Origin of the sequence: Lysobacter helvus, assembly GCF_018406645.1 — a bacterium.
GTDB classification, from domain to species: Bacteria; Pseudomonadota; Gammaproteobacteria; order Xanthomonadales; family Xanthomonadaceae; genus Noviluteimonas; species Noviluteimonas caseinilytica.
Window position 1 is genome coordinate 3046690 of the sequence record NZ_AP024546.1, and the last position, 19307, is coordinate 3065996.

Below are 19307 nucleotides of genomic sequence, written 5' to 3' on the forward strand. Positions count from 1 at the left end.
CATTCTTCCCGTCGTCATTCCCTACAGCTGCTGATTCCACATAAGGAGGACCGCATGGACACCCCACGGACGCACACCGCAACGCGGCGCGACGCGCCCTTGCTGGCGTTGCGCATCACGGCACTCGCCGCATGCGTGCTGGCCATGGGCATCGCGGTCGATGCACGCGCGCAGGCCGCGCCACCCGCCGGCCAGTCGACCGCAACGCCGTCGACGCTGACGCAGCAGGACGTGTTCTCGAAAGAAGAACTCGCCCAGGCGCTCGCGCCCGTCGCGTTGTATCCCGACGCCCTGCTCGCGCAGGTGCTGATGGCCTCGACGTATCCGGGCGATGTCGCCGATGCGGCCAAGTGGTCGAAGGCACATCCCGACGTGAAAGGCGACGCCGCGGTCAAGGGCGTCGCGACGGAAGACTGGGATCCGAGCGTGCAGGCGCTGGTCGCATTTCCGCAGGTGGTGCTGATGCTCGGGCACGACATCGCGTGGACGCAGAAGCTCGGCGATGCGTTCCTGGCCCAGCCCGATGACGTCATGAACACCGTGCAGGAATTGCGCCGCAAGGCGCAGGCCGCGGGCAACCTCAAGTCGGACGAGCACCAGAAGGTGTCGCAGGAAGCCGCGACCGGTACCGCTGCCGCTGCGTACCCGCAGACGATCATCATCGAGTCCTCGGAGCCGGAGAAGGTCTACGTGCCCACGTACGACCCCTCGTACATGTACGGCGCGTGGGGCTATCCCGCCTACCCGCCCTACTACTACCCGCCGGGCGCGTACTGGTATCCCGGCGCCGCGCTCGTGGGCGGCATCATGTGGGGCATCGGCATCGGCATCGCCGGCGGCCTGTGGGGCGATTGCAACTGGGGCAACGGCGACATCAACATCAATTCGAACCGCTACAACAACTTCGAACGCAACATCGACCGTGAACGCGGCGAGCGCGGGGATCGCGGCAACCGCAGCGACCGCGTCGCCAACCGGGAAAACAACAACGGCAGGTTCCAGCACGACAGTTCGCGTCGCGACGGCGTGCCCTACCGCGACCAGGCCAGCCGCGAGAAATTCGGCAACCGCCAGGCGGGTGCGGAGAATCGCGCCGGCTTCCGCGGCGACGATGCGCGCCGCTCGCAGGCGCGGCAATCGATGGAACGCCAGGGCATGCAGCCGGCGCGCAACAACCAGCAGGCACGCGACTTCTCCAACACCGCGTCGCGCGATCCGCGTTCGTCGCAGGCCGGTGGCGGGCGCGTGGATCGCGGACCCGGTGGTTCCGCGTCGTCGTCGTACCGGCAGAACGGCGCGACCAACATGGGCTCGCGGGATGCAGCGCGTTCGCAGTACGGCGGCGGCGGCAGCTACGGGGGGTCGCGCAACAACGCGTTCTCCGGTGCGGGCAATTCCGGCGCATCGCGCGCGGCGTCCAACCGCGGCAGTTCCAGCCGGTCGGGTGCGGGCAGGAGTTCCGGAGCGGGTCGCTCGATGAGCCGACCAGCGCGTGGCGGTGGTGGCGGAGGGCGTCGTCGATGAACACGATCCAGACAATCCGGATGTCGTTGCTTGCTGCATCGCTCGCGTGCGCGTCGACCGCGTTCGCACAGCAGGCCTACCCCTCGCCCGACGCCGCCGGCGACGCACTCGTCGCGGCGCTCGGCCAGGACCACGCCGACCAGGCGAAGCTCGCCACCGTGCTCGGCGCGGGCTGGAAGGATTACGTGCCCGTCGGCGGCATCGATCGCAAGGACGTCGATGCGTTCCTGGTGAAGTACCGCGAGAAGCACGCGTATGAAGCGCGCAAGGACGGACGCAAAACCCTCGTCGTCGGCAACGATCCCTACTCGCTCCCGGTCCCGCTGACGAAGGACGGCAGCGGGTGGCACTTCGACCTGGCCGCCGGCCAGGATGAAATCCGCACGCGCCGCATCGGCCGCAACGAACTCGACGTCGAACAGGCGGTGCGCGCCTACAAGGACGCGCAGGACGACTACGCCGAAAAGGACCGCGACGGCGACGGCGTGCTCGAGTACGCGCAGAAGTTCACCAGCACCGACGGCAAGCACGACGGCCTGTACTGGGCCGAGGACGACAGCGGCGAAATCAGCCCGCTCGGCCCGCTGTTCGGCGACGACACGCCGAAGGGCATCTTCCACGGCTATCGCTTCCGCATCCTCACCGCACAAGGGCCGTCCGCGCCGGGTGGCGCGTTCGACTACAAGTTCGGCGACAACATGAGCCGCGGCTACGCGCTGGTCGCGTGGCCCGCCGAGTACGGCGAAACCGGCGTGATGACCTTCATGATCGGCTACGACGGCCAGGTGTTCGAACGCGACCTCGGCCAGCAGACCGACAGCACCGTCAAGGCGATGAAGACCTACGACCCCGACAGTGCGTGGAAGGAAGTGCCGGACGACGCGGTGGCCGCCAAGCCCTGACGCCGCGGCGCAACGTCGTCGCCACCGGCAGCAGCGCGCGCAATCCATGCGCGCGCGTTGGGCAAACGTCCAATTGAGCGAGGTATGCCGCGGGTATAGCGTCGAGGTTGCAGCCATGAGCCTCGAAAACGCCATCGCGATGGAATGCCTGAGCGGTTCGCCGACCGCTCCGGCGCGGGATAGCCATGGATACGCGCGCCGAACAACGACTGCTCCGGGCGTCCATCTTCGTCACGACGCTCGTGGGCGCCGGCGCACTCATCGCGGGCTGGATCCTCAACGCCTCGGCCATCATGTTCGATGGCATCTACAGCCTGATCGACGTGCTGGTGACGACGGGCTCGCTCACCGTCTCGCGCCTGCTGTCCAACCCGGCGAGCCGGCGTTTCCAGTACGGCTTCTGGCACCTGGAACCGCTGGTGGAAACCGTCGGCGGCGCGATCCTCGCCACGGCCTGCGTGTACGCGGGCATCGATGCGGTCGAGGGTCTGCTGCGCGGCGGGCATGTCATCGAATTCGGCACCGCGATCGCTTGGGCGGCGACGCTGGGCGTGGTCGGCATCGGCATGTCCACGTTCATGCGCAGGCAATCGCGCAGGTTGGGCTCGCCGTTGCTGGCGATGGATTCGCGCACGTGGATGGTCAGCGCGATGCTCAGCTTCGCGTTGCTCGCCGGCTTCGGGCTGGCGATCGCGATGGCAGGCACGCGCTTCGCGCGCTGGATCCCGCTCGTGGATCCGGCGGTGCTGCTGGCGGTCTCGATGGTCACGCTGCCGGTGCCGCTGCTCGGCACGGTGCGCGCGTTCCGCGAAATCCTGCAGGTCGCGCCCACCGAACTGGACCGCAAGGTGCGCGCGGTGATGGATGCGGTGATGGCCGAGCGCGGCTTCCTGGATTACGCCAGCCACGTGCAGAAAGTCGGGCGCGGGCAGTTCATCGAGATCCACGTGCTGCTGCCGGACACGCACGTGTTCTCACCGATTTCCATGGCCGATGCGCTGCGCGACGAGATCGCCGCGCGCCTGGGCGAGGACACCGCCACGACGTGGCTCACCATCGATTTCACCGGGGATCGCGCGTGGTTGTAAGCCGCCCGTCCCTCGTCCCAACCGCCGTCCGCGCGTAGCGGACGCGTGCCCGACTGCCACCGGAAGGAGACTGCCATGCGCTCCCCGCAGGATCGAATCGCATCGATGAAGTTGCATCTGCTCGGCGTTGCCCTGGCCGCCGCGATCGCACCCGGCGTCGCCGCCGCGCAATCGAAGGACGCCACCACGGCCGAACTGAAGGAACAGATCGCGAAGATGCAGGCGCAGCTGCAACAGCAGCAGCAGGCGATGCAGCAGATGCAGCAGCGCCTGTCGGAACTGGAGACGACGCAGCAGGCGCAGGCCGCCGCCGCGCCCACCGTCGCGCCCGCGGTCGCCGCCGCGGCGCAGCCGGTCACCGACGCCGACATCCCGCAGCAGGAACCGGCCTCGCGCATCCACAAGCCGCCCTCGGCGCTGGCCGGCGTCGAAGAGCCGCCACCCTCGGGCTACGTGCGCCTGGGCGATTCGGGGAACATGGTGAAGCTGGATGTCGTCGCGCAGACCGACATGATGTTCGACAACAAGCTGATGCCCTACAAGGACCTGTTCATCCCGGCGGGCATCCCGGTGGAAGGCCAGCCCTTCCACGACTCGCACATGCAGAGCAACCTCAGCGCCAAGCAGAGCGTGGTGCGCATGGACTTCCGCCGCGACACGCCCTATGGCCTGTTGAAGGTCGTCTACAAGAACAACTTCTTCGGGTTCGGCGGTCCGGACATGGACTACAACCTGCAGTACCTGTACGGCGAACTGGAAGCGAAGGACTACTCGATCCTCGCCGGCTACTACCTGTCCGGCTTCACCGACATCAGCGTGTTCCCCAACACGCTCGATTACGAGGGCCCGAATTCCTTCACCTTCAAGTACGCGCCGCAGTTCCGCTACACGCCGGTCATCTGGCGCCACGGCGAAGGCCGCCTGACGCTGCCGATGACGCTGGAAAAACCCAACGCCGACATCGCGCTCATCAGCGACAACCAGACGTATTCGAAATACCCGGACGTGACCCTGGGCCTGCGTTACGAAGCCCCCGACTGGCACATCCAGTGGTCCAACCTGTTCCGCAACCTGGCAGTGCAGAGCGCCTCGAGCGACCGCACGCGTTCCACCGAAGCCTACGCCACGCAACTGACCTTCGCCGCCGGCGTGTTCGGCGACGACAGCGTCCAGGGCTGGGTGAGCACGGGCAAGGGCTATGCGAACTTCCTGCAGGACATCACCGGCTTCGGCCTGGATGCGGCGTTCAACCCATCGCTGGACCTGGAGGCGACCGACGCCTACGCCTGGGGCATGGGCTACACGCACGCCTGGAGCGACGCGGTCAGCTCGAGCGCGTCGTACGGCTACCTGAACATCAACCCGGACTTCAACGTCTTCATCGACCAGTCGTTGCCCGACACCACGCAGTACGCCTCGCTCAACGTCGCCTGGCAGTTCAGCGAGCGCGCGATGGTCGGCGCCGAATGGCTGTGGGGACACAACAAGACCCTGGCCGGTGATACCGGCGATGCGCAACGCCTGCAGATGACCTTCCGCTACGACCTCAACCCCTGAGGGCTGCCGCAATGTCGATGAACGCCCCATGGATCCTCGTGGTCACCAGCGACCCGCCGGACAGCGGATCGGTGTTCCGCTTCGCGCTGCAACGCCTCGGCGAGGCGATGAAGCAGCAAGGCATCGAGGTGGTGCCCACGCATTCGTGGGAGGACGGCCTGGGCGTGGCGCGCGGTTCGGCGACCTACTCGGGCGTGGCGATCGACTGGAACCTCGGCGAGACCGCGAAGCCGCGCGAAGACGAAGTGCTCGCGATCATCCACGCGGTGCGCCGCAAGTCGCTGCGCATCCCGATCTTCCTGCTGACGCGCGACCTCACCGAGGGTTCCATCCCCTGGAGCATCGTCTCGGAAGTGCGCGAGTACGTGAACCTCGCCGGCGAGACGCCCGAGTTCTTCGCGCGCCGCGCGCAGTTCGCCATCGACGAATACCACGAAGCGTTGCTGCCGCCCTACTTCAAGGCGCTGAAGAAACTCACCGAGGAAGGCACCTACCAGTGGGATGCGCCCGGACACATGGGCGGCGCGGCCTACCTCAAGCATCCGGCCGGCGCGGAGTTCCATCGCTTCTTCGGCGAGAACCTGATGCGCGCCGACATCGGCATCTCCAACGTCGAGCTGGGCTCGTGGCTCGACATCGAAGGCCCGCCGGCGGAATCGCAGCGCATGGCCGCGCGCGTGTTCGGCGCCGACTGGACGTTCTACGTGCTCGCCGGCTCGTCCGCCTCCAACCGCATCGTGATCCAGGCCTGCGTGGGCCAGGACGAGATGGTGGTGGTGGATCGCAACTGCCACAAATCGCTGAACCACGCGATGACGCTCGCGCGGTCGCGGCCGGTGTACTTCCAGCCGAGCCGCAACGGCTACGGCATGATCGGATTGATTCCGCCAAGCCGCTTCACCGCCGCGCACATCGCGGGGCTGGTGAAGGATTCGCCGTTGTCGAAGGGCGCGCGTTCCACCGAAGCGGTGCATGCCGTGGTCACCAACCCGACCTACGACGGCATCCTCTACAACGTGGATCGCGTCGCCAAGCTGCTGTCCGACAGCGTGCCGCGCGTGCACTTCGACGAAGCCTGGTATGCGTACGGCAAGTTCCATCCGCTGTACCGCCACCGCTACGCCATGGGCGTACCGCGCGACATGCCGAAGCGCCCGACGGTCTTCAGCGTGCAGTCGACGCACAAGATGCTGCCGGCCTTCTCGATGGCCTCGTACATCCACGTCAGCAACAGCGAGCGCGGCAAGGTCGCATGGTCTCCGTTGAAGGAGGCCTTCATGATGCACGGCACCACCTCGCCGTTCTACCCGCTGATCGCCTCGCTCGACATCGCCAGCGCGATGATGGATGCACCCACCGGGCCGGCGTTGCTGGAAGAGACCGTCGGTTATGCGATCGACTTCCGCAAGCGCGTCGCCGCCGCGGCCGCGCGCTACGCGAAGGCAGGCGAATGGAGCTTCAGGCTCTACCAGCCCGACAGCGTGCGCATCGACGGCAAGCAGGTCCCCTTCCAGGAGGCACCGACCGACACGCTGTGCAACGACGCGCAGTGCTGGACGATGCGCGTGGGCGAGGACTGGCACGGCTTGCCGGATGAAGTGGTCGCCGACGACTTCGCGATGCTCGACCCCACCAAGGTCACCATCCTGTGCCCCGGCACCGACGCGCAGGGCAAGATCGCCAAGCTCGGCATCCCCGGCACCATCCTCAGCAAGTTCCTCGATGCGCGGCGCCAGGAAATCGCGCGCACGGGCGACTACACGGTGCTGATCCTGTTCTCCGTCGGCACCACGCAAGGCAAGTCCGGCACGCTGCTCGAAACGCTGCTCGCGTTCAAGCGCCTGTACGACCGCGACGCATCGATCGAGGAAGCCCTGCCGGAACTCGCGCGCGCCTACCCCGACCGCTACGGCACGATGACGTTGCGCGGGCTGTGCGAAGAAATGCACCAGGCGATGACCGAGCTCGACCTGCAGGCGATGGCCAACCACGCGGGCGAAGTCATTTCCGAACAGGTGCTCACGCCTTCGGATGCCTACCAGCACCTGATCCACGGCCGCACCGAAGAGGTGCGCATCCGCGACCTGCCCGGCCGCGTGGCGGCGCTGATGATCGTCCCGTATCCGCCGGGCATCCCGGTGCTGATGCCGGGCGAACGCGTCGACCCCAAGGGCGGCACCATCCTGAAGTTCCTCGAAGCCGTCGAAGCATTCGGCAAGCGCTTCCCGGGCTTCAGCCGCGAAGTCCAGAACATCCATCCCGACGCCAACGGCGACATGTGGGCGACGGTCGTCGCCAACGACGCCCTCGCCTCGGGGCGCTGAAGGAGAACGCAATGCGCGCCAGCACCGACCAGCCCCAACGTTTCCGCGTCCTCATTGCCCATCGGCAGGTCGGGACCGACACCGCGAGCGGACGCGCGTGCGCGGCGCTGGCCGAGGAATTCGCGCGCCGCAACGTCGAGACGGTGACCGCCGCCGAAGGCAGCGACGCGCAAGGGATTGCCACTTCCGACACCGGGCTGCACGCCATGCTCGTCGACTGGTCGATGCCCGTGGGCGACGACGCGTCGGGCGATGCGGCCGCGCTGGTCGATGCGATCCGCGCGCGCAACGAGCGCGTGCCCATCTTCCTGCTGACCGAACCGGAAAAGGCGAAGACGCTCAACGCCGAGAAGCTGCGGCAAATCGACGAACTGGTGTGGCTGCTGGAGGACACGGCGCCTTTCATGTGCGGCCGCGTCGAATCCGCCATGCGCATCTACGCCGAGGGCCTGTTCGGCCCGATGGTCACCGCGCTCTCGCGGTTCCATCGCGTGCACGCGTACTCGTGGCACACGCCGGGGCACACCGGCGGCACCGCGTTCCTCAAGCACCCGGCCGGGCGCGCGTTCTTCGATTTCTACGGCGAGAACGTGTTCCGCACCGACCTGTCCATCAGCGTGGGCAGCCTGGGCTCGCTGCTGGACCACACCGGTCCGATCGGCGAGAGCGAGAAGTACATCTCCCGCATCTTCGGATCGCACCGCAGCTACACCGTCACCAACGGCTCGTCCACGTCCAACCGCATCATCTTCATGGCGTGCATCGGCCGCGACCAGGTGGTGCTGTGCGACCGCAACTGCCACAAGTCGCTCGAGCACGGGCTGATCATGAGCGGCGGCATCCCGCAGTACATGATCCCCTCGCGCAACCGGTACGGCCTGATGGGGCCGATCTATCCCGGGCGCTTCGACGAGAAGACGGTGCGCAAGGCGATCGCGGACACGCCGTTGTCGAAAGGCCTGGAGGACCAGCAGCCCGCGTTCGCCGTGGTCACCAATTCCACGTACGACGGGCTTTGCTACAAGGTGGACCGCGTGCTCTCGCAGCTCGGACCGTGGGTGGACCGGGTGCATTTCGACGAAGCGTGGTTCGGCTATGCGCGGTTCAATCCGTTGTATGCCGGGCGCATGGCGATGCGCGGGGATCCGTCGGCGCACGATCCGAACGGCCCCACGGTGTTCTGCACGCATTCCACGCACAAGCTGCTGGCCGCGTTCTCGCAGGCCTCGTACATCCACGTGCGCGATGGCCGCAACGCGATCCCGCATCCGCGCTTCAATGAAACCTTCATGCTGCACGGCTCCACGTCGCCGTTCTATCCGATCATCGCGTCCAACGAAATGGCCGCCACGATGATGGACGGCGCGAGCGGCGCGGCGCTGACGCGCGAGTCCATCGACGAGGCGATCCATTTCCGCCAGCTGGTCGGCCGGCTGCGCCGCCAGGCGGAGGCGAAGAAGGATTGGTTCTTCCGCACCTGGAATGCCGACACGGTGCACGACCCGTCCAGCGGCAAGCGCGTGAATTTCGAAGACGCATCTCCGGAACTGCTGGGCACCGACCAGCAGTGCTGGGTGCTGCATCCGGGCGATGCGTGGCATGGCTTCGACGACCTCGAAGACGACTACTGCATGCTCGATCCGATCAAGGTCACCGTGCTGATGCCGGGCGTGCAGGACGATGGGTCGCTCGGGCCGAAGGGCTTCCCCGCCTCGCTGCTCACCGCCTACCTCCACGCGCGCGGCATCGAAGTGGAGAAGACCAGCGACTTCGGCGTGTTGTTCCTGTTCTCGCTGGGCATCACCAAGGCCAAGTGGAGCACGCTGCTCGCGGCGATGCTCGACTTCAAGCACGACTACGACCAAGACACGCCGTTGTCGCGGATCATGCCGCACCTCGTCGCCGACTATCCGGACACCTACACCGGCCTCGGGCTGCGCGGGTTGGGCGATCGCATGTTCGAAGAGCTGCGCCGCACCTCGCAGATGCAGAACCTGCAGAAGGCGTTCCAGTCGATCCCCGAAGCGCGCATGTCGCCGGCCGATGCGTACCAGGCGCTCATCCGCAACCGCATCGAGCGCGTGCCGTTGTCGCAGCTGGCCGACCGCACGATCGCCACGAGCGTCGTGCCCTACCCGCCCGGCATTCCGATGATGATGCCCGGCGAAACCGCGGGCGCGGCGGACGGGCCGTACATCGGATACCTGAAAGCGCTCAAGAGCTGGGACAAGACCTTCCCCGGCTTCGGCCACGACACGCACGGCGTGGAAGTGCACGACGGCGAGTACTACGTGCAGTGCGTGAAGGACTAGCGGCATGCACGGCGGCACCGGCGACAAGAAGATGGGGCTGGTGGCGGCGACGTCGCTGGTCGTCGCCAACATGGTCGGCACGGGCTTGTTCCTGCTGCCGTCCAGCCTGGCCGCCGTCGGCAGCATTTCGGTGTTCGGGTGGCTGGTGTCGACGCTGGGCGCCACGGCGCTCGGCCTGGTGTTCGTGCGCCTGAGTTCTTCTGCACCCAAAGCCGGCGGACCGTACGCGTATGCGCGCGATGCCGTCGGTCCCTTCGCGGCGTTCCAGACGAACACGCTCTACTGGGGCGCCAGCGTGCTGGGCAACGTGGCGATCGCGGTGTCGGTGACGGGCTATCTCGCCGTGTTCGCACACGTCCTGGAATCGCCGGTGCCGGCGTGCATCTGCACCATCCTCGTGATCTGGCTGTTCGTGTGGCTCAACACGCGCGGCGCGTCGTCGGTCGGGCACTTCACCACGATCACCACGGTCGCCGGCATCCTGCCGGTCGCGGTCGTGGGATTGCTCGGCTGGTTCTGGTTCGACCGCGGCGTGTTCGATGCGGGATGGAATCCGTCGAACATGCCCGCCGCATCGGCCGTGATGACGAGCGCGTCGATCGCGTTGTGGGCGTTCCTCGGGGTGGAGAGCGCGGCGGTGTCGGCGGGCGTGATCGAGAATCCGAAGCGCAACGTGCCGCTGGCCACGATCATGGGACTGGCTATCTCCGCGGTGATCTACGTCTCGTGCTGCACGGTGATCATGGGCATCCTGCCCAACGCCCAGTTGCAGTCCTCGCATGCGCCCTTCGCCGAAGTGGCCAGCGTGATGCTCGGCCCGTGGGCCGGCAGCGTGATCGCCATCGCCGCGATCCTCAAGGCATCGGGCTCGCTGGTGGGCTGGATCCTGATCGCCGCGCAGTCGTCGCAGGCGGCGGCCACCGACGGCATGTTCCCGCAGTCGTTCTCGCGCCTCAACGCGAACGGCATGCCGGCGCGCAACCTGGTGGTCACCGGCGTGCTGATGACGGCGCTGGTGATCCTGACCGCGTCGCCGACCCTGTCCGAGCAGTTCTCGCGCATCACCAACGCCACGGTCATCCTGATGGCGCTGCCGTACATCTATTCGGTCATGGCGATGTGGCGGATGGATCGCGCCGCGCACCGGACCGACCACCTCGCGGCCTCGATCGTCGTCGGCGTCGCGGCGTGCCTGTACTGCGTCGGCGTCGCGATCGGGCAATCGCACGACCTGGTGTTCAAGGCGATGATCGCGTTGCTGCTGACCACGCCGCTGTTCGCGCTGGTGCGCCTGCAGGACGGACAACCCCGCGTCGGGTAGGTGCAACGCAAACGGCGCCGCAAGCGGCGCCGCTGTCGGTGGTTGCAACGGATCGGCTCAGTCGGGTTCGGCGAGGCGGCGGAAGAACATCCGCGTGGATTCGCCGGCGGGGCCGAAGTGCGTCGCGTACAGCTGCTCGAACTTGCCCGTGCGATACGTGCGGCTCAGCACGCGGTCGACCAGCAACCGGAAGTCCTCGTCGCCGCGCCGCAGCGCGAACGCGTAGGACGTCGGGTCGAACTCGCGATCGATGACCATCACGTCGCCCGCGCCCTGCCCGTTGCGCGCCAGGTCCATCAGCACGTTGCGGTCCGACACCAGCGCATCGGACTTGCCGGACACCACGCGCGCCAGGCCTTCGGCCATGCTGGTCACGGGCGTGATCTTGAAGTTGACACCGATCTCCTGCCGGCGCGCCTCCAGCAACTTCGCCGACGCCGTGCCCGGCACCACCGCGAAGTCCCGCTGCTGCAGCGCCGCCAGTTGCGGCGAGCCGCGCCAGATCGGTTGCGCGCCCGGCTTGCGGCCTTCCAGCAGGTTGCGCAGCGCGGGCGAGACGTTCTTGCGCACCAGGATGCCGGTGCCGCCCGGCATGACCGGGATGGAGAAGTCCACCGACGCGCGGCGCGTCAGCGTCGCCTGCATCGGCGTGCACGACATGTCGATGCGGCCCGCGGCGAGCGCCGCCGCCGGATCTTCGTCAAGCGGCACGAACTCCACTTTCAGGCCGGGCTGCTTGAGCTGCAGGCGCACCGCTTCGGCGACGAGGCGGCACAGCGAGATGGCATAGCCTTCCGCGGCACCCGAGTCGTTGCGCCACGTCAGCGGGCGTGCGCCCGGCAGGTAACCGAACGACAGCGTGCCGGCGTCCCGCGCATGCGCGAAGGTGGCCTGGGCCTGCGCCGGCATGGGGGCGAGCATCGCGAGCGCCAGGGCCGTGGATGCGAACGCGAGAGTGCGGGCGGTGTGCATGGAATACCTCCAGATCGCGGGCGCTTGCGCCTTGGTCATGCCGTGCGCGCGGGGCCGGTGCTCGCCGGCGGCGGGGACTTGGTTGCCATGAAGCCGTAGATGATGAAGGTCAGCGCCATCACGATGGTGCCGCCCATCACGGCGTCTCCGCCCGACGCGTAGATCGCGTACGTGCTGTACAGCATGCCCACGACGGCGACGAACATGTTCTTGCGGTACGTGCCCTGCGGGACGCCGCCGGCCTTGCGCATGATCACCCCGAGGGCCGACAGCGCGATGATGTAGGGAATGACGTTGGTGACCACGGCCAGGCCCACCAGCGCGGAGAACTGCTCGCTCAGCGACGGCGAAATGGTCGACAGCGCGAGGATGGTCTGCACCACGCCCATCACGATCATGCCGGTGACCGGCGCGAGCATGCGGTTGGTCTTGGCGAAGAACGCAGGGAACAGGCCTTCGCCCGCCGCCGTCTTGGCGGTCTGCGCGATCGTGAACTGCCAGCCCAGCAGCGAGCCCAGGCACGCGAGGATCGCCAGCGCGCGGATGATGGTGCCCACGGTGCCGCCGAACATCTGCGCATACGCGTCGGCGAACGGACCCGTCGAGGCGGCGAGAAGCTTGTTGGGCACGATGCCCTGGATGACGGTGGTCGACAGGATGTAGACGACCGCCGCGCCGAGCGTGCCGAACATGCACGCCAGCGGCACGTTGCGCTTCGGGTTCTCCACCGCATCGGAGTTCTGCGCCGCCGACTCCATGCCCAGGAACGCCCACAGCGTCAGCGCGATGCTCGATCCCATGCCGGCGCCGAGGCTCAGGCCCTGCGGATTCCACGCTTGCTTGAACGTCGTGCCGCTGAAGAAGAACCAGCCGATCACGCAGATGCCCGCCACCGGGATGATGACGCCCCACACCGTGATGCTGCCGATCTTGCCGGTGATGTTCGGGCCGCCGAAATTGGCGACGGTGGTGAGCCACACCAGCACGATCACGCCGATGCACGTGGCGATCGGGGCCGAGGACAGCCACGGGATGAAGGCCGCCAGGTACCCCACGGCGGAGATCGCGATGGCGACGTTGCCGATCGCCAGCGACAGGAAGTACAGGAAGAACGTCAGGAAGTAGCCATCGCGTCCGTACGCGTCCTCCGCGTACGCCGCCATGCCGCCGGCCTTGGAATTGAAGACGCCCGCCTGCGCGAACCCGTAGGCGATCGCCATCGAGCCCAGCGCGGTCACGCCCCACGACAGCAGCGAGATCGCGCCCACCTGCGCCATGTTCGCGGGGAGCATGATGATGCCCGAGCCCATCATGTTGACGGCCACCAGCAGCGTGAGCTGCACGAGGCTCATCTTCTTGGTGGCGGGCGTGGAAGTGGCGGAGCTCGTTGCGGTGGCCGTCGTGTTCATGTCGCTTCCCGGACGCGTCCAGACTCGGACGGACCCTAGACCTGCCGCATGGCCCCAGCAATTGGCCGTTTGCCCAATGCGGCGGCTCAGCCGCCGAGCGCGATCGTCATGGCCACGAGCACGCAGCCCAGCACCACCATGATCGATCCGATGAGCCACCCCCGGCCGCCCACGGCGCGCGCGTACAGGGCGCCGGCGACGAACAGCATCGCGATCGCGATGCCGTTGGACACGCGCATGGCCAGCGGCACCTCGTGGAACACCAGGAACGGCAGCGCGATCGGCAGCGTGCTGCCGAACACCAGGCACGCCACGCCGAGCCCCGCCAGCAGGTCGCGCACGCCCATGCGAGGCGGCGGCATGGCGGCAGCGGGCACGTCCGACAGGCGGACGCGCACGCGTTCGAGTTGCTCGTCGGTCAACACCGCGACGACTTCGTCGGGCAGCGCCTTCGACAGCAGCTGCCGGGCCTGCGCCGGATCGGTGGCCTCGCGCACCGCCTGCACCGCCAGCGAATCGCCGCGGCGATCGGCGAACCCGATCATCACGTAGAAGATCCCGTCGATCAGGCCCCACGCGATGTTGCAGCCCAGCGCGCCGATCAGCATCGCGCGCACATCGTTGCGGCCCGCGTCCGAAATGCTGAGCGAGCCGGTGAACGTGAGCGCCATGATCAGCCCGAACATCACCTCGGCGATCCGGTCGGCCGGCTCGAGGATCTGCTGGAACCTGCGCGTGCGCCAGGCCATCGCCTCAGCCACCGTCGAGCTTGCGCGAGACCACGTACGTGTGGAACCGCACGCGCCCGCCGTCTTCGATCGCGTACACACCCTGCACTTCGTTGGCGAAGCCCGGGAAGCGGTTGGCGCTTTCCTCGAAGGCGAGGAAGTAATCGACCATCGGTTTCGCGCGTTCGTCCCAGCGCTCGCCCGGCACGATGATGCCGATGCCCGGCGGATAGATCAGCGCCAGCGTGGCGGCGACGCGGCCGGACACCTCCGCGATGGGCACCATGTCGACGTCGCCGCCGACCAGCGCCGCGTTCGCCGCGCGCGCGGACATCGCCTGCTCGGGGAAGGATTCGTAGCGGAAGCTTTCGCGCTGCAGGTCCTTGATCCCGCGCGAGACGTAGAACTCGTGCATCTCCTGCGCGAGCCGGCCGATCGTGTAGCCCGCATAGCGTTGCGGGAAGCGCCGGCACAGCATCGGCAGCACCGCCTGCAGCGGGCTGTCGAGCGCCACGTGTTCGCGGAAGTTCTCCAGCGCGGCGAGCAACATCGCCATCTTCCCCTCGCCCACCGCGGGCGTGAGCAGGAACAGGATGCTGTTGAGGTCGTTCTTCTCCGGGATGACCTGGTTCTCGCGCAGGTAGTTGGCCAGGATCGTGGCGGGGATGCCGGTGCCGGCGTAGTCGCCCGTGCGCACGTCGATGCCCGGCGTGGTCAGCAGCAGCTTCGTCGGGTCCTGCATCGCGGCGTCCTGGCCGAGATGCCGATAGCCATGCCAGGTCTGCCCCGGTTCCAGTTGCCAGTAGCGCTGTTCCCGGGCCAACACGTCGGTGGGCACGTCTTCCCACGGCACGCGCGCGCCCTGGTAGTCGACCACGTCGGGCACGAACGCGTCGACGAATCCGCTGAAGCGCCGGCGCACGGCTTTGCGCGCTTCGATGCCGAGGCGCACCGCGTCGTCCCACAACACGCGGCCGGCCTTGTCGCCGTGCATCTGCGCGTTGATGTCGAGGCTGGAGAAGAGCGGATAGAACGGCGACGTGGACGCATGCATCAGGAACGCTTCGTTGAAGCGCCGATGCCCGACGCGGAACGGTTCGTCGGCGATGTGCGCATCGCGCACGTGGATCTGCGAAGCCTGCGAGAACCCCGCCAGTTGCTTGTGCGTGGACTGGGTCGCGATCACGCCGGGATCGCCGGGCTTGAGCGCCAGCCCCATCGCGAAGTGATCCTCCATCAACGGATGGAACGCGCCGAACCCCGCCCACGCTTCGTCGAAGTGGATGTATTCGCACAGGTGGCCGATCTTCTCGAGCACCTTGCGCGCGTTGTACACGGTGCCGTCGTAGGTGCACTGCTCGATGATCGCCACGCGGATCGGGCGCGGCTGCTTCCAGCGGTCGGTGTCGCGCAGCCGGGGATGGGCGCGGATGCGCGCGCGGATGGTGTCTTCGTCCAGTGCGCTCCAGTCGACGGGCCCCACCAGGCCGAAGCCGTTGCGGTCCGCTTCCAGGAACACGGGGATCGCCTCGGCCATCACCAGCGCGCCGTGGTGGTTGGACTTGTGGTTGTTGCGGTCGAACAACACGATGTCGCCTGCGCGCAGCAGCGCGGTGTTGACCACCTTGTTCGACGTGGACGTGCCGTTGAGCACGAAGTACGTGCGCTCGGCGCCGAAGACGCGTGCGGCGGCGCGTTGGGCCTCGAGGGCCGGCCCCTCGTGGATCAGCAGGTCGCCGAGCGACACCATCGCGTTGCAGATGTCGTCGCGGAACACGTTCTCGCCCATGTGCTGGTAGAACAGGCGCCCCGCCGGGTGGTGGCGGAACATCTGGCCGCCCTGGTGGCCGGGGCACGCCCAGGTGCGGTTGGCGTCGTAGTCGTACTGCATCAGCGCGCCGAAGAACGGCGTCATCAGCGACTGCGCGTAGCGTTCGACTTCCGAGACGAGGCGCTTCTCGTAGAAGTTCCGGCTTTCCAGGCCTTCCACCAGGATGCCGTCGAGCGCGCCGAGGTACGGCGCCGACAACGTGCCCGCATCGCGCGCGCCGAGCAGGAAGATCGGCATGCGCATGCCGCGGTCGTTGCGCGCGGCCACCACGTCGCCGGCGTCGCCTTCCGACACGACGATCGCCCCGAGGTCCGCGCCGCCGCGGATGGCTTCCGCGGCGCGGGCCGCGGGCACCAGCGTGACGGTGAAACGCAGTTCGTCTTCGATGATCTCCTTGACGGGCGCGTTCTGTTCGCCGACAACGAGGATCCTGAAAAGCTCAGCTACGGGAATGGACATGGCAATGCTCCGCCGCCGCGGTCCGCACGAGCCTCCCGCAGGGGCAGGCGGCGGGCAATTGCCCGTTCGGGACACGAGCGGGCGTTGCGGAACGCGATGAACCCCGGCCGTCGATGGCGCGTCGTCCTCGCGGCGGCCGCCGGCCTGTGCACGGCGACGTGCGCGTTCGCGCAACAGGCCACGCCGCCCGGCGACATCGACCAGCCGCAGGACTCCACCGAACAGGGCCAGACGCACCTGGACCAGAGCTTCGGCCCGAAGTCGCACGACGACTGGGTGCGCGACACGCGCCGCAAGGCGTGGGAAGACACCGACTGGACCGTCCAGCTCCGCAGTTACTACCTCGACCGCGACAAGTACGACGACAGCGAAAGCGAAGCGTGGGCGCTCGGCGGTTCGGCGGGATTGAAGACGGGGTATTTCCGGGATCGCGTCGCCTTCGGCGCGACCGTGTACGGCTCCGCGCCGCTGTACGCGCCGGACGACAAGGACGGCACCACGTTGCTCAAGCCCGGCCAGCAGGGCTTCGCCGTGCTCGGCGAGGCCTATGCCGAAGTGCTGCTGGCCGACGACGTGCAGATGACGGTCGGCGCGCGCGGCTTCGACACGCCCTACCTCAACAGGAACGACTCGCGCATGGCGCCCAACACGTTCCTGGCCGCCGTGGTGCAGGGCCTGCACGGCGATGGCGAACGGACCGCGCAATGGCGCTGGGGCGCGGGCTACTTCGACAAGATCAAGGAACGCAACAGCGACGAATTCGTGTCGATGTCCACCGACGCAGGCGCCGACATCAAGCGCGGCGTGTACGCGGCCGGCCTCAACTACAGCCTCGGGGACGTGTCGCTGGGCGCGGTGGATTACTGGAGCAGCAATGTCATCAATATCTTCTACACCGAAGCCAAGTACGGGTTTCCGCTGGGCGAACACGCCACGCTGGAGGTGGCCGCGCAGTATTCCGACCAGCGCAGCGTCGGCAACCACCGTCTCACCGGCAGCGCGTTCGATGCGCACCAGTGGGGGCTGAAGGCGGACCTCGCGGTCGCCGGCGCCTTGCTCACGGCCGGCTACACCGATGCGCGCGGCGACCACGACATGACGGCGCCGTGGAGCGGCTATCCCGGCTACACGAGCGTGCAGGTCGAGGATTTCAACCGCGCCGGCGAAGACGCCTGGCTGCTGCGCGCGCAATACACCTTCCCCGGGCACACCGGCTTCAGCGCGTACGCGTTGCACGTCGCCGGCTCCGATCCGGATGCGCCGTCGGCCCATGCGCAGGGCGAGACGGACTTCAACGTGCAGTGGTCGCCGCCGGACGGCCCGCTGCAGGGCTTGCTCGTCCGGCTGCGCTACGCGCGCGTGGCGCGCGACGACCGGGGCGACACGGACCTGCAGGACCTGCGCGTGATGGTCTTCTACGACCTGCCGTTGTGAACGTTCACGGGCGTTCCCGGCGGCGTTAGCCCAAGAGCCAATGGAAAGGCCTCGGGCCTGGGTGGTGTCATACGCTGCCCCGGCCCGCGGCATCGTCGCATCGGGTTTCCCCGACCTGGCGCACGATCGGTCGCACAGCGGGAGACCCATCCCGGGAGGGACGCACCATGAAACGCATTCCGAACACGTTGGCGATCGTGCTGGTGGCGATGCTCGCGGCCTGCGCGAGCGGCAAGCCGGTCGTGCAGACCGACCAGGCCGCCGGCGTCGACCTCACGCACTACCGCACCTACACCTGGGTCGAAGAACCGCAGACGCAGTCGCCGATCGTGCGCGACAAGCTCGTGCGCGCCATCGACGCGCAACTGGCCGCCAAGGGCATGCAGCGCGTCGCCGATGGCGAGATCGCGCTCGTCGGCCACCTCGAAACGCGCGAGGACGTCAGCTACAACCACTTCTCGCTGGGCTTCGGCCTCGGCGGCTGGGGCAACAACGGCGGCGCGGGCGTCGGCACCAGCACCGGCACCTCGGTACCGAAGACCAACCTCGTCGGCACGCTGGTCCTGGACATGTACGACGCGAAGACCAAGCGGGCGCTCTGGCGCGCCACCGCCAACGGCGACGTGCCGCAGACCCCGGAAGCGATGGACGCGGCGATCGGCCAGTACGTGCCGAAGATGTTCGAGAAGTTTCCGTCGCGGTGATCGCAACGCCATGACCCCGGAACAGTTCGAACACCTCAACGCGATCCTGCGCGACCAGAACGTCGGGCTGGACGTCACGACCGTGGCGCTGATTGCGCTGTTCGCCACGCACCCGGACAAGGCGCGGCTCGGCGAGGTGTTCCATCACTGGCTGGCGCTGCACGCCAACGATGCGACCGATCTTGCGAAGCAAGGCACGGTGCCGCGCACCGGCAAGCTGCTCAATGCGCTGGAGATTGCGTTGCAGGGCGGATTCCAGCCGCCGCGCAATGGGTGAGGTGTCGCCGCGGAGGTGCATGTCGGTTCGGCGCATCGCGTGCTGCGTCGCCGCGTTGCTGGCGCTGCAGGGCTGCGCGAAACCGATGCCGGACGCGAAGTACCTGACGCGCGTGGAGGTCTACTTCCGCGACTTCGACGCGCCGAGCCAGGAAACGCACACGGCCGACTCCCTGCCGCGCGCCGCGACGACCAAGGCCGACCTCACCGATGCACCGAGCATCGCGCGCGTGATGGCGGCGGTGACACTGCAATGCGCGGCGGGCGCCAGCAAGGGCGACGACCCGATGGACCTGTACCTGCTGGTGCGCGCGTACGAAGGCAAGCGCATGGTCGGCGTGCGGCGCGCCTCGCGGAACAACATCGACCAGGTGCCGGAAGGCCGGCGGTGCCCGCTGACCGATGCGGACCGCGCGCGGATCACGCAGGTGATGGCGTCGTTGCCGCCGCCGCGCTAGCGCCGGCG

15 protein-coding genes are annotated in these 19307 nt (G+C 67.8%); 11 read left to right on the forward strand and 4 right to left on the reverse strand.

What is annotated here, in order from left to right; all coding sequences use genetic code 11:
- Positions 1 to 54: 54 nt before the first annotated feature.
- The 7 genes from LYSHEL_RS14900 to LYSHEL_RS14930 all read left to right on the forward strand — a co-directional run bounded on the left by LYSHEL_RS14900 (position 55) and on the right by LYSHEL_RS14930 (position 11028).
- Positions 55 to 1524 (forward strand): DUF3300 domain-containing protein, encoded by a 1470-nt coding sequence (locus LYSHEL_RS14900; RefSeq protein ID WP_244858572.1) that lies wholly within the window; start codon positions 55 to 57, stop codon positions 1522 to 1524.
- A complete protein-coding gene (locus LYSHEL_RS14905) occupies positions 1521 to 2426 on the forward strand; it encodes a DUF2950 domain-containing protein (protein ID WP_213434830.1) in 906 nt (301 codons plus the stop codon). The genes LYSHEL_RS14900 and LYSHEL_RS14905 overlap by 4 nt, the downstream gene beginning before the upstream one ends.
- 185 nt (positions 2427 to 2611) lie before the next feature.
- Complete coding sequence (locus tag LYSHEL_RS14910) at positions 2612 to 3514, forward strand: cation diffusion facilitator family transporter (RefSeq protein ID WP_213434831.1); 903 nt, start codon at positions 2612 to 2614, stop codon at positions 3512 to 3514.
- Between the two features lie 105 nt (positions 3515 to 3619).
- Positions 3620 to 5071 carry a DcaP family trimeric outer membrane transporter gene (locus LYSHEL_RS14915; RefSeq protein ID WP_213434832.1) on the forward strand — a complete coding sequence of 484 codons (1452 nt, stop codon included), beginning with the start codon at positions 3620 to 3622 and terminating at the stop codon, positions 5069 to 5071.
- A gap of 11 nt (positions 5072 to 5082) precedes the next feature.
- Entirely contained in the window at positions 5083 to 7395 is a 2313-nt protein-coding gene (locus LYSHEL_RS14920; RefSeq protein ID WP_213434833.1) for an Orn/Lys/Arg family decarboxylase, read from the forward strand.
- Between the two features lie 11 nt (positions 7396 to 7406).
- On the forward strand, positions 7407 to 9707 hold the full coding sequence (locus tag LYSHEL_RS14925; RefSeq protein WP_213434834.1) for an Orn/Lys/Arg family decarboxylase: 2301 nt from the start codon (positions 7407 to 7409) through the stop codon (positions 9705 to 9707).
- Positions 9708 to 9711: 4 nt separating this feature from the next.
- Positions 9712 to 11028, forward strand: coding sequence for an amino acid permease (locus LYSHEL_RS14930; RefSeq protein ID WP_213434835.1), 1317 nt, complete (start codon positions 9712 to 9714; stop codon positions 11026 to 11028).
- A 57-nt stretch (positions 11029 to 11085) separates the two neighbouring features.
- Here the strand turns inward: LYSHEL_RS14930 and LYSHEL_RS14935 are convergent, their stop codons facing one another.
- The 4 genes from LYSHEL_RS14935 to speC form a co-directional block, all read right to left on the reverse strand.
- On the reverse strand, positions 11086 to 12000 hold the full coding sequence (locus LYSHEL_RS14935; RefSeq protein ID WP_213434836.1) for an amino acid ABC transporter substrate-binding protein: 915 nt from the start codon (positions 11998 to 12000) through the stop codon (positions 11086 to 11088).
- A gap of 35 nt (positions 12001 to 12035) precedes the next feature.
- Entirely contained in the window at positions 12036 to 13409 is a 1374-nt protein-coding gene (gene potE, locus LYSHEL_RS14940; protein WP_213434837.1) for a putrescine-ornithine antiporter, read from the reverse strand.
- 86 nt (positions 13410 to 13495) lie between these two features.
- Positions 13496 to 14158, reverse strand: coding sequence for a VIT1/CCC1 transporter family protein (locus LYSHEL_RS14945; RefSeq protein WP_213434838.1), 663 nt, complete (start codon positions 14156 to 14158; stop codon positions 13496 to 13498).
- A gap of 4 nt (positions 14159 to 14162) precedes the next feature.
- Positions 14163 to 16427 (reverse strand): ornithine decarboxylase, encoded by a 2265-nt coding sequence (gene speC, locus LYSHEL_RS14950; protein WP_213434839.1) that lies wholly within the window; start codon positions 16425 to 16427, stop codon positions 14163 to 14165.
- Positions 16428 to 16523: 96 nt separating this feature from the next.
- Here speC and LYSHEL_RS14955 point away from each other — a divergent pair, with 96 nt between their 5' ends.
- The 4 genes from LYSHEL_RS14955 to LYSHEL_RS14970 all read left to right on the forward strand — a co-directional run bounded on the left by LYSHEL_RS14955 (position 16524) and on the right by LYSHEL_RS14970 (position 19299).
- Positions 16524 to 17861, forward strand: coding sequence for an OprD family outer membrane porin (locus tag LYSHEL_RS14955; RefSeq protein ID WP_213434840.1), 1338 nt, complete (start codon positions 16524 to 16526; stop codon positions 17859 to 17861).
- A gap of 167 nt (positions 17862 to 18028) precedes the next feature.
- Positions 18029 to 18565: a DUF4136 domain-containing protein gene (locus LYSHEL_RS14960; RefSeq protein WP_213434841.1), complete on the forward strand. Its 537-nt coding sequence runs from the start codon at positions 18029 to 18031 to the stop codon at positions 18563 to 18565.
- Between the two features lie 10 nt (positions 18566 to 18575).
- Positions 18576 to 18842 carry a hypothetical protein gene (locus LYSHEL_RS14965; RefSeq protein ID WP_213434842.1) on the forward strand — a complete coding sequence of 89 codons (267 nt, stop codon included), beginning with the start codon at positions 18576 to 18578 and terminating at the stop codon, positions 18840 to 18842.
- A gap of 19 nt (positions 18843 to 18861) precedes the next feature.
- Positions 18862 to 19299, forward strand: coding sequence for a hypothetical protein (locus LYSHEL_RS14970; RefSeq protein WP_213434843.1), 438 nt, complete (start codon positions 18862 to 18864; stop codon positions 19297 to 19299).
- The last annotated feature ends 8 nt before the right edge of the window (positions 19300 to 19307 follow it).